This window comes from Clostridia bacterium, assembly GCA_034926675.1.
Taxonomy (GTDB): domain Bacteria; phylum Bacillota; class DTU025; order DTU025; family DTU025; genus JAYFQW01.
This window is the reverse complement of the sequence record JAYFQW010000075.1, coordinates 1-15,371: the sequence shown is the minus strand read 5'-3', so window position 1 is coordinate 15,371 and position 15,371 is coordinate 1. Positions and strand designations below refer to the sequence as shown.

Annotated in this window: 5 protein-coding genes; all 5 read left to right on the top strand. The window is 60.6% G+C overall.

Annotated features, from left to right (window positions below):
- Nucleotides 1-20 precede the first annotated feature (20 nt).
- Complete coding sequence (locus VB144_14460; protein MEA4884831.1) at nt 21-8,228, top strand: Ig-like domain-containing protein; 8,208 nt, start codon at nt 21-23, stop codon at nt 8,226-8,228.
- A gap of 96 nt (nt 8,229-8,324) precedes the next feature.
- A complete protein-coding gene (locus VB144_14455) occupies nt 8,325-8,993 on the top strand; it encodes a hypothetical protein (protein ID MEA4884830.1) in 669 nt (222 codons plus the stop codon).
- 582 nt (nt 8,994-9,575) lie between these two features.
- Nucleotides 9,576-11,291 (top strand): histidine kinase N-terminal 7TM domain-containing protein, encoded by a 1,716-nt coding sequence (locus tag VB144_14450; GenBank protein MEA4884829.1) that lies wholly within the window; start codon nt 9,576-9,578, stop codon nt 11,289-11,291.
- 4 nt (nt 11,292-11,295) lie between these two features.
- On the top strand, nt 11,296-12,000 hold the full coding sequence (locus tag VB144_14445) for a response regulator transcription factor (protein ID MEA4884828.1): 705 nt from the start codon (nt 11,296-11,298) through the stop codon (nt 11,998-12,000).
- A gap of 331 nt (nt 12,001-12,331) precedes the next feature.
- Nucleotides 12,332-15,371 (top strand): Ig-like domain-containing protein (locus tag VB144_14440; GenBank protein MEA4884827.1); only part of this gene is annotated, 3,040 nt, incomplete at its 3' end.

The window sequence follows — 15,371 nt, the reverse complement described above, 5'->3', positions numbered from 1 at the left end:
CAGAGTACGGTCGGGAAGACGTGCTAACCACTGCCACCAGCGGCGCCAACTCATACACTCCCGGCGGCGCGCTGACGCTCAATAGCGGCACGACCTATTACATACAGGTTCGCGCCAAGGACGCAGCGGGCAACTGGAGCGCGTGGGCGGATTGCCAGGGCACGTTCATCTACGACAACGCAGCGCCTAGCGTGCCTGCGAACATCCATGCGGCGACCGGCTCGGCAGGAGCTGCGCCGGACACGGCATGGCACACGCCGACGCAGCGGCCGACGATCCAGTGGGACGCGTCGACCGACGCGGGCGCCGGGCTGCACGACACGATTCCCTATAAGATCAAGATAGGCACTACCTCGGGCGGAACTGAGAGGTTGGGCGAGACCAACTGCTCGACCAACAGCTACGCCCTCGGGGTTGACCTGACTGCGGGAACCAAGTACTACGTTAACGTCATGGCTCAGGACGCTCTCGGCAATGAGACGGGCTATCAAGAGCGCGTGATGTACTATGACGTTATGCCTCCAAGCGATCCGGGCGCGCCGGTTGTGGGGACGGACTTCCTCGGCACCAGGTGGACCAACGACCTGACGCCGCGGGTAGACTGGGGTAACTCCACCGATACGCCGCCCGGCGAGATGCACCAGACCGAACCCTACACTCTGAGGATAGGGTCGACCCCTGGCGACGCCGATATTCTTGGCGACACGTTCGTAACGTCGGTCATGTATATTCCGAGCAGCGACCTGTCGCTGACGACTGGGAATACGTACCACGTGAACGTCAAGGCCAAGGACGCGGCGAACATCGAGAATGCCTCTGGGTATATCCCGGGCACGTTCAAGTTCGACAACACGCCTCCGACGATTGCGGGAACTCCGACGCTGAAGGCCGGAAGCCCCGCGGTCCCCCGGTTGGACGTGGTATACACCAACTCCGCAACGCCCGACCTCGACTGGGCAGACGGCGATGACGGAGTAGGAGTCGGGCTTGGCGCCGGGGCGTATGAGGTCAAGGTAGGCTCGACCCCGGACGGCGTGGAAATGCTGGCCGTTACGGCCACGAACGACAGCGAACTCGACGACGCTGGTCTTGCCCCGATGACGAACGGGCAGACCTACCACATCAGCGTGCGGGTCAAGGACCAGCTCGCTAACTGGTCCCATGCAGCGGATCCGTGGTATGTGGGATCGTTCGTGTTCGATAACGAGGGCCCGACGCCTCCTGGTACTCCCACGACAGGGGTACTTCATGGCGCAACCTACTATACGGACGACCTGACGCCGCAGATCGACTGGGCGGCTTCGACGGACGCCCTGTCGGGCATGCCGACGACCAGCGCCTACGAGATCAAGATCGGGACTACTCCCAACGGATTCGACATCGTTAGTCCCACGCTGGTGAACTCGAACACGTATACCCCAAGCAGCGACCTCGGTCTGACTGATGGGCATACGTACTACATCAGCGTCCGTGCGTTCGACGCTCTCGGCAACCCATCGCACGGCAGTGACCCGTGGGTTGGCGGAGTGTTCGTATACGATTCGGGAGGCCCGACATTCTCGAACGAGGTACCGACAGACCTCTATGAGACCAACGAGGCCAACCCGGCCATATCTATCGACATAGCCGATGCCGGGTCCGGAGTGAACGGCACGAGCATCGTGTGGGCTGTCACGGATCCTCTCGCGGCGCCTGTGACAGGAACGCCCTCGTGGACTGACCCGACGGCGGCGTTCGCCTTGGCGACTCCACTCACAGTAGTCGCGCAAGAAGGTACCTACTCGATGGCAGTCACAGCTGAGGACAACCTGGGGAACTCGAGCACCTACCCCAGCGGCGGCGGCCACTGGAGATTCGTGTTTGACATGACCCCGCCGACGCTGACGAGCAGCACGGTCTCGTTCAATGGGCCAATGACCGCGCTGTACGTTGATGGCAGCGGGAAGGTCTACACGAACGACGACACGCCAACGGTTACCTTCAACGTCGCAGACGCGTTGAGCGGGTTCGACGGCGATGGCACTGGCGCAATCGTCGTGAAGGACAAATCCGGGACCATAGTACTCGGCACGCCAACCTTCACGCCTAGTGGGATGACTGCCACGGCAACATGGAACCCCAGCGGTACGATGCCCAAGGGCGAGTATACCGCTACACTGACCATCGACGACGATGCGGAGAACGAAGCAGAGTACTCGAAAACTTTCCGCATCGACACTGAAGCGCCTAACGCCGTCGTCGGCAGCACTATCTGGGCTGGTAGCCGGAACATAGCGGATGGCAACTGGTATACCAACTCCAGAAGGCCGACATGGCACTGGGAGAACCCCGGCGATCCGGATCTTGAAACGGGCGTCCCGGGTTCACAGATCAAGAACTACGACCTATACCTGGTGAAGAATAAGGGTATAGGGGAGACCATAGTAGATGCGTCCCTTGGCGGCACGAACGGGACGCCTATAGTGGTGCCTACCTCCGAGACAGACTGGGAGGTCTGGCAGCCTGCGGGCGACCTGCCGCTAGTCGCGGGCGACCAAATCGGCGTCTACATCAGGGCGCGCGACAACGCGATGAATGCAACCGCGTATGCCGATCCGCCTGTGATCTTCGACCCCGATCCGCCGACCGTGCCAGGGACACCTACCACGACGCCTGTGACCGTCGATAGAACTCCCACATGGACCTGGGATGGTTCGACCGACGCGATCTCGGGCGTAGACCGATACCACATCCAGATCAGGCACTTTGGCACCGCTGAGTGGGACGTCCTCGATACCTTCCTGGACATCCCGGATAGCTTGGCTCCTGCCAATCCGCAGACCTGGACGCAGGGCCTCTCGCTTGCGGACGGACAGTACGAGATCCGCGTGCGGGCTATGGACGTAGCCGGGAACTACTCCGGTTGGTCTGGCTTCGGCAGCGTCACAGTCGACGCAACGCCTCCTGCGGCGCCTGCGATCCAGGCGCTTAACCCGGGCTACACAACGAGCCCGATAACGATCGACTGGAACAGCGTAAGCGATGGAGGCAATACGATAAGCTACGTCCTGCAGATTGCCAACAACGCCGGGTTCGATAGCCCAACCGAGGTCACAGGCCTCGCGGTTTCGAACTACAGCTTCGCTGTGACAACCGAGGGCGAGTACTGGTTCCGCGTGAAGACGATCTCCACAGTCAACGTTGGCGAGACTAAGGAGAGCGGATGGTCTGCGATAGTATCCACTATCTACGACCACACTGGTCCCGAGGCTCCTACATTGATGCTGGAGACGCCGAATCCTACCAACGAGTCGCCTCAGACATGGAGCTGGAGCGCTCCTGCCGGCGCGACAGGCTACAAGGTGAACGTGAACGGCGCTGGGTGGACCGATGTCCACGACACGCGCACATACCAGACCGCGTTCACTGCAACTGGAACCTACACCTTCGCGGTGAAGGCGTACGACTGGCTGGGCACCGAGGGCCCTGAGGCGACGGGCAATACCGTCGAAGTAGACGTGACCCCGCCTGACGTGCCCACGGGACTTGCCGTGACGTCGCCGACGACCGACAAGACCCCGACGTGGAGCTGGACTACGGTAAGCGGCGCCGCGGGCTATGAGATTCGCCTTGACGGGGCGATAATCAGAGACGTGGCAACTGCCGTTAGCTACACACACGCTGAGGAGCTTGGCGACGGGGCGCATATACTCGAAGTCAGGTCCTACGATGCGCTGGGCAACAAGAGCGCCTGGTGCACGGCTGAGACAGTCACAGTCGACACGCTGGCTCCTGCTGCTCCTGCGATCACGGCTCTTGCCCCGGGCTACACAACGAGCCCGATAGCGATCGACTGGAACGACGTAACCGACGGAGCCAATGGCATAACCTACGTCCTGCAGATTGCCAACAACGCCGGGTTCGATAGCCCAACCGAGGTCACAGGCCTCGCGTTTTCGAACTACAGCTTCGCTGTGGCAACCGAGGGCGAGTACTGGTTCCGCGTGAAGACGATCTCCACAGTCAACGTTGGACAGACCAAGGAAAGCGGATGGTCCGCGATAGTATCCACTATCTACGATCACACCAGTCCCGCGGCTCCTGTGTTGATGCTGGAGACGCCGAATCCTACCAACCAGTCGCCTCAGACATGGAGCTGGAGCGCTCCTGCCGGCGCGACAGGCTACAAGGTGAACGTGAACAGCGCTGGGTGGACCGATGTCCACGACACGCGCACATACCAGACCGCGTTCACTGCAACTGCAACCTACACCTTCGCGGTGAAGGCGTACGACTGGCTGGGCACCGAGAGCCCTGAGGCGACGGGCAATGTCGAAGTAGACGTGACCCCGCCTGCAGTGCCCACGGGCCTTACCGTGACGACGCCGACAACCGACAAGACCCCGACGTGGAGCTGGACTACGGTAAGCGGCGCCGCGGGCTATGAGATTCGCCTTGACGGGGCGATAATCAGAGACGTGGCAACTGCCGTTAGCTACACACACGCCGAGGAGCTTGGCGACGGTGCGCATACCCTCGAAGTCGGGTCCTACGATACGCTGGGCAACAAGAGCGGCTGGTGCGCGGCTGAGACAGTCACAGTCGACACGCTGGCTCCTGCTGCTCCTGCGATCATGGCTCTTGCCCCGGGCTACACAACGAGCCCAATAGCGATCAACTGGAACGACGTAACCGACGGAGCCAATGCCATAACCTACGTCCTGCAGTACGCCAACAACGAAGGGTTCAGCGGCGCGACGAGCGAGGCCCGTTCGACGTCGGACTACAGCTTCGACGCGGCAGCCGCAGGCGAGGGCGAGTACTGGTTCCGTGTGAAGACCATCTCCACGCTGCCCATCTCGGGCGAGACCAAGGAGAGCGGTTGGTCGCCGATAGTATCCACTATCTACGACGTGACCGGCCCCGCAGCTCCTGTGCTGATGCTGCTGACGCCCGATCCTACGAACGAGTCGCCCCAGACATGGAGCTGGAGCGCTCCTGCCGGCGCGACGCGTTACGAGGTGAAGGCGGACGACGGTGCGTGGATCAACGTCGACGACACGCGCACATATCAGACCACGTTTGCTACGACCGGAACCCACACCTTCAAGGTGAAGGCCTACGACTGGCTGGACAACGAGGGCCCTGAGGCGACTCGTACCGTGTACGTAGACCTCGCGGCGCCTGCCGTTCCGACAGGCCTGCAGCTCACCGAACCCGACGGCACGGACATCGGCGGAGTTATCTACACCGCCGACGAGACGCCCAAGGTGAAGTGGACTGCTGTAGACGATCTCGATCTCGATCACTATGTTGTAGAGATCGACGGACAGGCATGGATCAACGTGGGCAAAGCGACTGCATATCACGAGTTCACCGAAGGGTTGGCTGACGGCCAGCATACTGTGAAGGTCAAGGCAGTGGACGAGCTCGGAAACGAGAGCCTGTACTCTGCAGCGCTGGTCTTCACAGTCGACACCACGCCTCCGGCGGTGCCCGGAATGCCTCAGACCACGACCCCGACGAATAGCCCGAGTCCTGCGTGGACGTGGGGCGCGGTTACTGGCGCAGCCCAGTACCACGTGTTCGAGGATGAGGTCGACAAGGGCTTCGTGACTGAACCTACCTACACATCGACGAACCTGACTGAAGGCACTCACTACGTGCAGGTGACCGCGCTCGACGCGCTCGGCAACGAGAGCGCCAAGTCGGAAGCCGGCTACGTAGTGATCGATCTGACCGCTCCTGTGGTTCCGGAGATGGCTGGGCTGCCGGCATACACCAATGCCGACGCGCTCATGCTTGTCTGGACTGCGGTAGACAGCGCGGTCAAGTACGACGTGGAGTACACCATAGCTGGAGTTGTCACTCCTGTCGCTGACATCGATGTTCAGACCCTGACGATCAACATCGCTGCTCCGACGGCTGTGGACGGCAACCCGATAACTGCAAAGGTACGGGCCTACGACGCTGTGGGCAACGTGAGCGGCTGGTCCGAGGAGGTTTCGACCACGGTCGACCGCACCGGCCCTGTCGTGAGCATTGTCACAACGCCTACGACCCTCACGAACAACCCGAGGCCCACGTGGGCATGGTCCGGCGATGATGAAGTATCCGAGGTCGACTACTACATAGTCACCCTCGGAAGCGAACTGCCGTTTGAGACCGAAGGCACTTCGTTCACCCCCGCGTCCAACCTGGCCGACGGCGCGCACGTGCTGAAGGTCAAGGCTGTGGACATCGTGGGGAACCCTGGCGCTGAGGTCGCATTCGCGGCGGTGGTCGTCGATACCACGCCTCCGGCGGCGCCCGGAATGCCTCAGACCACGACCCCGACGAACAACCAGAGTCCCGCGTGGACGTGGGGCGCGGTTACAGGCGCAGCCCAGTACCACGTGTTCGAGGATGAGGTCGACAAGGGCTTCGTGACTGCGACTACCTACGCATCGACGAACCTGACCGAGGGCACTCACTACGTGCAGGTGACCGCGCTCGACGCGCTCGGCAACGAGAGCGCCAAGTCGGAAGCCGGCTACGTAGTGATCGATCTGACCGCTCCTGTGGTTCCGGAGATGGCCGGGCTGCCGGCATACACCAATGCCGACGCGCTCATGCTTGTCTGGACTGCGGTAGACAGCGCGGTCAAGTACGACGTGGAATACACCATAGCTGGAGTTGCCACTGCTGTCCCTGACATCGATGTTCAGACCTTGACGGTCATCATCGCTGCTCCGACGGCTGTGGACGGCAACCTGATAACTGCAAAGGTACGGGCCTACGACGCTGTGGGCAACGTGAGCGGCTGGTCCGAGGAGGTTTCGACCACGGTCGACCGCACCGGCCCTGTCGTGAGCGTTGTCACAACGCCGACGAGCCCGACCAACAACCCCAGGCCCACGTGGGCATGGTCCGGCGCCGATCCGCTGTCCGGGGTCGACTACTACATAGTCACCCTTGGAAGCGAACTGCCGTTTGAGACCGAAGGCACTTCGTTCACCCCAGCGTCCAACCTGGCCGACGGCGCGCACGTGCTGAAGGTCAAGGCAGTGGACAAAGTGGGGAACGTCGGTGCTGACCTGACGTTCGCAACAGTGACCATCGACACCACGCCTCCGGCGGCGCCCGGAATGCCGACAACGGCAACTCCGACGAATGACAACACCCCAACGTGGACGTGGACGGCCTCCTCGGCTGACGCCGTGCGCTACAACGTCTACGCTGACGGCGCCTTCGTCGGTTACGTTGCGACCAACGAGTACCCGTCTGCGACACTGACCGACGGGATGCACACCCTTGAGGTGACAGCCCTCGATGAGCTCGGAAACGAGAGCGCGAGGTCCACCCCAGGGCATGTCGTGATCGACACGACTCCTCCCGCTGCGCCTGTGATGAACGCGCTGCCTGAATGGACAAATGCCGCGACTCTGACGTTCAACTGGAACCCCGTGGCTGATGCTGTGAAGTACGATCTCACTTACAGCCTCGATGGCGGAGCCAATTGGACGACAGTGTCCGGCCTCACCACGATCAGCGCCACAGTGGATATCAGCGGAGCTGCTGAAGGCGCAGTCGTGAAGGGCAAGGTCATGGCCTATGACGCACTCAACAACGGAGGCGCCTGGTCGAACGAGGCATCCACGAAGATCGACCGGGTAGGCCCAGTTGTTACGAAGCTGTCGCCTGTGGCTCCGATGGCGCCGACCAACAACACGACGGTAACGTGGACATGGTCCGCCGTCGACGCTGGCTGCGGCGTGAAGGGCTTCTGGGTGACGCTCGACAGCGAGACTCCTGTGTGGACGACTGACATGAAGTTCGTGAAGGCGATCTCCGCGGGAGTGAACCATGTGCTCAAGGTGAAGGGTGAAGACCTGCTGGGGAATATCGGTGCTGAGGTTGTGTTCGACCCTGTGAACATCACAGCGCTGACGATCTTCAACGCCCAGCCCCTGCCTGGCGAGATCTACAAGATCAACATGATCTCGACTGTTGCCTTCGAGGTGTCGGGGCTTGTTGATGCTCCTGTAACCGTCAGCGTGGGAACCACCCAGCTCGCGGCGTGGCGCGTGGTGAAGGTATCCCAGACCGGGACCAACGCCAAGTTCTACGTCCTGCTAGACGAGGCCGTCATGGCGCCTGGAAAGATCATGACGGTAACGGTGTGCGTCGGCAGCATGAGCGCATCCTATGAGTACGAGGTGGAGACAGAGCGCAGTGGCTTCGGATTCGGCCGCCTGCGCCCCTGGTAACTAGCTGAACGACGGCAAGCCGGGCGGGGGCGCGCGCCTTCGCCCGGCCCCTGAAAAGGCAGTGTCAGCAAACCTGCAAAGGAGGGTAAAGCCAGAATGGCCAAGAGGTTAACATGCCTCGCAGCGCTCGTTCTGATGACGGTGGTCCTCGCCGGGTGCATGGGCCAGCCGCCGTTCAACGAGACGCTGGAGAGGCAAGCCGTGATAACAGCTCTCAACGGCTGGGTCGGCGGAGTTGAAGCCTACAACGTGGACGCCATGGCAGGAACGGGCATCGTGGCTCCAACGTTCAAGCTCACAATAAACGAGGGTGCGGCAACGTATGCGAAGCCCCTGGATCAGCTCAAGGCCGAACTCAACGCGGACAAGAACAGCCAGGCGAGCTTCAGGCTCCCGGCAACGGGTTACGTGATTCGTCTCGATATCGACGGAGCGGTCGAGGGCGCTGTGGACAAGCACGAGGTGAAAGATAACGTCAATGCGTGGACCATCGTGTCGATCAACGCCCAGAAGGCGGAGGTCACTGGATTCTTCGAGGTGTACGAGACGTATAATGGACCCGTCGTCGGCCCGTACGCTCCGTACTGGCGCTCCGACAGCGGATCCATCAAGATCAACCTGGTCAGGCTTCCGAACGCCTGGAAGATGGAATCCATGCAGCTGAAGTACGGGTCCGGGAACTACCCAATTGCCTCAATTGGCCTGGATGGAACCGGATCTTCTGAGCCCACTGGATTCGGGTTCGGAACCTACACTGGCTGGTAGCTGAGGGCCGGTGCGGGAAGCGGGGGCTTTCTAGAGCCGGACTCCGGTACTGCCAAAACATGCGAATCACAGCAAAGGCGGGCGCGGGTGTCGTGCCCGCCTTTGCCTATAGTGCGCATGGCAGCCGGCGGGGATGCGGGCTCTCCAGATAAGGCTGAGCATTGGCTGAGACCCATATTCAGCGCCATTGGGCGTTCAACTGCTCGGTTTTCAAGGAAAGCGAACGTCCAGTGGGGCTGCAACGTAGATGGATGGCGACATTCCCAGGGCGCAGAGCATCCTAGCAAGATGAAACCATCTTGGTGCAGACTGGCTGCAGCGATGAGCGGGGCGCCACAGTATGCTAAGGCGGGAACGACGACGGCGCCTGGTGCATCAACACCCCTCGACCCATGTTCAGCTGGGCGGCGGGCGCCTCTCTGCCGTGCATAACGTGGCCACGCGGCTCAAGAAATCCACAGGATTTGCAGGACTATCTGCGTGGACACAGAACAAAGATAGGCAAAGCGAATGGAGTTAACTGTTTTAGGCGCCTTATTGCGCCAGACTCCGGGGCTTGGGGCGTGGTGGAGCGTTATGCATTTGGAGTACACGCCTTTCGCGATTCCGTATATCGTTAGCGGCATCATAACTCTTGTGATGGCAGTGGTTGTCTGGAAGCGCCGCAGTAGACCCGGGGCAACAGGGCTCTGCTGCTTCATGCTGGCGATGGCAGAGTGGTCCTTGGGGAACGCCATGGAAATGTGCAGCGTGGGCGTGGAAGCGAAGACTGTCTGGTCGAACATCGAGTATGTTGGAATAGCCACTATGCCTGTGGCGTGGCTTGCCGCAGCGTTGGGATTTTCCGGGAAGGGGGAGTGGCTCAGGAGACGCAATATCTTGCGTCTTCTGATCATCCCCGCAGTTACTCAGGTGCTTGTATGGACCAACGGGTATCACGGGTTGATGCGCTATAACATCAGGCTCGACACAAGCGGGCCGTTTTCAGTGATCGTCAAGACATACGGCCCCTGGTTCTGGATCGCTATGGTCTACTCATACACACTGCTCATGGTCGGAACCATCAGTGTAACCAGGATGATAATCGGGCTGCCTGGTTCATACAAGGCCCAAGCCAGGCTGGTGGTTGTGGGCGTGCTTGCGCCGTGGGCGGCCAATGTCCTCTACATATCTGGCTCGAGTCCGATCCATCGTCTTGACATGACACCCATCGCGTTCATCATATCCGGACTTGCCGCTGCCCTGGGCATTCTGCGCTATCGACTCCTCGACATACATCCAATAGCGTGGGCTACCATGGTTGAGGGCACGGATGACGGCATAGTAGTGACCGACCTCCAGGATCGGGTCCTTCACATGAACCCTGCCGCCCAGGCCCTCACAGGCTGGTCCGCCAAGGCCGCCCTGGGCGGCGACGCCGCGGATGTGATGGGGCGCTGGCCTAGCATCGCTGTTGCTCTTGCAGAGGTAACCGGATCAACGCGTGAGCTGGCGCTTGAGGCGGGCGATGAGCGGGGATCCTACGAACTCCACATCTCGCTTCTGCTGAGCTCTGGCAAATGCGCCATAGGCAAGATCATCGTGATCAACGATGTTACAGAACGCCGGCGCACGCAGGAGGAGCTGCTTCTGCGGCAACGAGCGCTGGCCGCCATGGAGGAACGGGAGCTTCTTGCGCGCGACCTGCACGATACGATCTGCCAGGTGTTGGGCTACCTCAACGTCCAGCTCCAGGCTGTGAGATGTAAGCTTGCGAGCGGGCAGGATGCTGCGGCCATGAACGAGATCGATAGTCTGGTTGATGTAGTGAGGGTCGCCTACAGCGAGGTGCGTGAGCACATAGGCTGCATGAGGGGCGACGCCATGTCCAAGTGGCAATTCGTCCCCAAACTCCAGGAGCTCATGCGGGGAGTGGAATCGCGATACGGCATTTGCACGAAGTTGACGGCCCCTGAGGAGGTTGCGAAGGGCGTCATTGGATATCCAAGAGAACTGCAGCTGTTTCGCATTATCCAGGAGGCAACGACCAATGTGGGCAAGCATGCCGATGCCCGGAACGTGTGGGTCAGCTTGGAGCTGCATCCCAGAGATGTCGAGGCAGTGATACGAGATGACGGCAAGGGCTTCGATGTCGCCGATGAAGCGACATGGTCATCTTCCGGAGCGTTCGGGATCGGCATCATGCTTGAGCGAGCGGAGCAGCTGGGAGGCGACTTCATGCTGCGATCCACGCCGGGTGAAGGCACGGAGGTTAAAGTGTGCATTCCACTGGCATTGAAACTGGATGGAGGCGAGTAGACCGATGAGGGTTCTGATCGTTGACGACCACCCGCTGTTCACCAAGGGTCTCAGCGATCTCCTTGTGGTGCGCGGGGTTGAGGTAGTGGGGACGGCCAAAGACGGGCTGGAGGCGCTGGAGAAAGCGCGCGAAATGCTCCCGGACGTAGTACTGATGGACATCTCCATGCCGCGCTGCGATGGACTTGCCGCCACCCGCTTGATAAAGGCCGAGCTTCCAGAGATGAAGATCATAATGCTCACGGCATCTGATACTGACAAGAACGTATTCGAGGCGGTGAAGAGCGGGGCTTGCGGCTATGTCCTAAAGGATGTGGATGCTGATGAGCTTATGGCGATGCTGTCGGACCTGGAAAGAGGCGAGGTGGCCTTCTCTCCGGGCCTCACTGCGAGGATTCTGGCGGAGTTCACGCGTATTGCGAGCGAATCCAGGGAATCGACGACTAACCCTGCCCAGCGGGAGAGGACTGATGGGGCTGGCGCAGAGACGGGTGGTGTTCTGATGCCGCGGCAGATGGAGGTCCTTGCTCTCGTTGCTTCAGGGCTAACATACAAAGAGGTGGGATCTGCCCTCTGCATCAGTGAACGGACAGTGAAGTACCACATGAAGCAGATCCTCGATCAGCTGCACCTCCAGAATCGCTCGCAGGTCATAGCCTACGCGGCCCAGATCCGGATCAGCAAGTTTACGGGTTCATTGCCCGCATAACGTAGCTTTCCAGCCATCATCCCCCCATATGTCTATCATGCCAGGTGCACACGTGCAGTGCCGGACGCACTGCACGTTTACTATCCCCTCACTGTCCTTCAACTGTCCGCAAGGGCAGTTACAGCCATCGATTCCCTTCGATAATATTCTGAATGTGCCAGTATGTCCGCGGGTCTGGAAAACCGCCTACCTGCTGGGAGTGTTGCTAATTGGACAAGAGCACATGAGGAGGTGTTGGCGAGGACTCCGTTGATCGCCTCATGGAGTCCCGAAGACCCCAAGATACACGATGTCGCTATTGCGCGTTCAGTCTGAGAGGGGAGTGAACCATATGAAAGCTTGCTGGCGAACACCACCGCTGCTGATTACAGCGCTTGCTGCGGCCATGCTGGTGTGTTTCTCCGGGTTGGCATCAGCTGCTGTAACAAGTGTGGAAATCCTGTCTCCAACTAACGGAGCTCCGTTTATCAACGTTCAGCCCGGCGATACCGTCACTGTTAGGGCGCGTGTAACTGTAGACGCGACCGACCAGATCTGGATGAACGCCACGGTCGGAAACAGCACAGTCGCGTTCACCAACGTGGGCTTGGTGACTGTGCCCGGCGGTAATCCCAGCGCCTCGGGGGAGTTCGACGTAGCTCTCCAGTTGCGCACTGACGAGACAGACGGATCAAAGAACGTATCGGTCTCGGCATACGCACAGAACAACCCGATCACCATGACTGATACTGAAACTGGTGCGGTTACTGTGGACGGGACGGCGCCCACCATCGCGAACTGGACGCCGGCCGATGCGTCATTCGAGAATATCACCCAACAGACTTTCACCGTTGACGTAAGCGATGCGGGCAGCGGGGTTGACTGGGCCGGGATTACATTCGCTTCAGTGCAGGTCACGGGCGGGACCCTGGACAACGTCACTGCGAACTCAGGTACGGGTAAGGTGACCATTGCGATTAGGGGCATGAACACTCCCGGCGCCAAGTCGGTGAGGCTTGAGGCGGCCGATGTTGCTGGGAATATCGCAACTAGCACACACAACTTCGAGCTCAACGACACCATAAAGCCGACCTTCTCCAGCTGGAGTATTACGGAAGGCCAATGGCTGAACACGGGTTCACCGACGCTCACGGTCAACATCGCCGACAGTCTGCCAACTGCCGGGATTGCGACGGTGACTGCGACCATTGATGGCAGCCCCGTGGGCGTTGCCTTCGATTCTGGAACGGGCGTCGCGACCGCCGCACTGAGCGGACTGGCTGAGGGCTCTCACGCTCTTGTGGTTACGGCAACCGATGGGTCGGGCAATTCCGAAAGCTCGACGCGAAACTTCAACGTCGACACCACGAAGCCAGTGATCGACGGGAACACGTGGTCTCCTGCCAGCGGCTACTGGTTCAAGGAGACGTCTGCCAGTATCACGGTGAACGCTGCCGATCCGGGCTCTGGCGGTGCTCCTGCGACAGGAAGCGGCATCAATGCTGCGTCGGCCACGGCCTCCCTTGATAAGCCTGGTCCGACCGCCATAGCTAGTTATGCGGGCGGCAAGATCACAGTCAATATCACCAACCTCAGTGAGGACACCTACGTTCTCACTGTCGGTATCAGCGACGCCGTGGGCAACGCTGCCGACCCTAGGACGATGACGTTCAATGTCGACTTCGGCGGGCCCGAGTTTGCGAACCAGTTCCCAGTGAACGGGTTCGAGACGAACAACACGGCCATAGCCCCACATATCGAGATAACCGACACCCAAAGCAGTGTCGATTCTAGCAGCATCAAGTGGAATATGACTGCGCCTGGCGGCGGGGCAGTAGTGGGAGGATATGGGTGGGCAGCGCCAACGTCCACCTATACTCCTGCTTCGCCGCTGGCGGGCGACGGTACGTACACGCTCAGCGTAACTGCGCGAAATGGCGCAGGGCTGGCATCCACGTACCCGATCTCCCCGGCTGCCTGGGCATTCCTTCTCGATACGGTCGCTCCGCCGGATGCTGTGGGCACTCTGGTGAACGATAGCGGCCAGGCGCCAAGGGATGTCCGAGGGGAGCAGTTCACCCGAGATACCTCACCTGCCATCGACATCACGGTGCTGGACAACGCGGGCGGATCCGGATTCAACAATGAGTCTGGCTCAGGGACCAGCAGCATCGTGATCAGGGTTTACACTGACGCGGGAATGACTGACGAAGTGGCTGGCAGCATCACCCCTGCCGGAAGGCCCGCGACCGACAGTGAATCGTGGGGAGCTAGATGGACGGCTAGCGCCGTGCTTTCAGATGGCGACTACTTCTATAAGGTCATAGCTACCGACGATGCAGGCAGCACGGGCACGATCACCAACCCTTCGTTCAAATTCATCATCGATACAAAGGCCCCGACTGCAGACGGCGAGGCCGAAGTCGGGTTCGTGAACACCACGAATACCAGGCGGTTTGCGAACAACCCTGCGGTCACAGCGGCCTGGGCGGCATCGGTTGATCCAGCGGCTGCCGACGGGGCTGCCGGAGCGGGGCTGCTTGGGTACAAGCTCGAGATATGGACCAAGACGGCGACCGACATGGGCCCAACAGGCGCCAAGGTTCACGAGGCCTCTGGGGTGCTTGACGTCTGGCTCAGTGACTCCTTCCTAGCGCCGTCCGGCGCCGGAAACGAGCAGTACACCTCGGGAGTACTGGCACTCACATCCGGCACTTCCTACGGCGCGTGGATCAAGTCGTTTGACTTCCTGGGCAACGCGTCGAATTGGTTCGATCCTCCCTTCGTATATGATTCCGATGCGCCCGCCGATCCTGGCGTCCCCGGAGTCGTGGGCATATCGGCCGGAGGGCAGATTGCCAGCAGCGCCCCCACATTCCGGTGGGCGCATGCCTCCGATGCCAAGGCGGGGGTCGCCCAATCAGGAGTTGACCTGTATGAGTTCCAGATCAGACGGGTTACCGGTTCTGAATGGGACGTCTTCGACACCGTGATCGACATCGCCGACGAGGATGTCGACCTTGCAGGCGCCGACACTCCACTCGCGGGCGACTTCGATTGGACGATTCTGGCGCCGTTCTCCCTGGCCGATGGGAATTACCAGGCGCGGGTCAGGGCTAAGGACGTGGCAGGCAATTACTCCAATTGGGTGGAGTCTGCCCAGTTCGAAGTCGACACGACGCCTCCCGCGATACCGGCGATGCCTCAGACCACGAGCCCGACGAACAACCAGAGTCCAGTGTGGACATGGGGCGCGGTTGCTGGCGCGGCCAAGTACCGCGTGTTCGAGGACGAGGCCGACAAGGGCTTCGTGACTAACCCTACCTACACATCGGCGAGCCTGACCGAAGGCACACACTACCTGCAGGTGACCGCTCTCGACGATCTCGACA

Excerpts from the sequence above, each read along its gene's own strand:
- VB144_14455 (MEA4884830.1), top strand. The coding sequence starts at position 8,325 with ATGGCCAAGAGGTTAACATGCCTCGCAGCGCTCGTTCTGATGACGGTG.
- VB144_14445 (MEA4884828.1), top strand. The coding sequence starts at position 11,296 with ATGAGGGTTCTGATCGTTGACGACCACCCGCTGTTCACCAAGGGTCTC.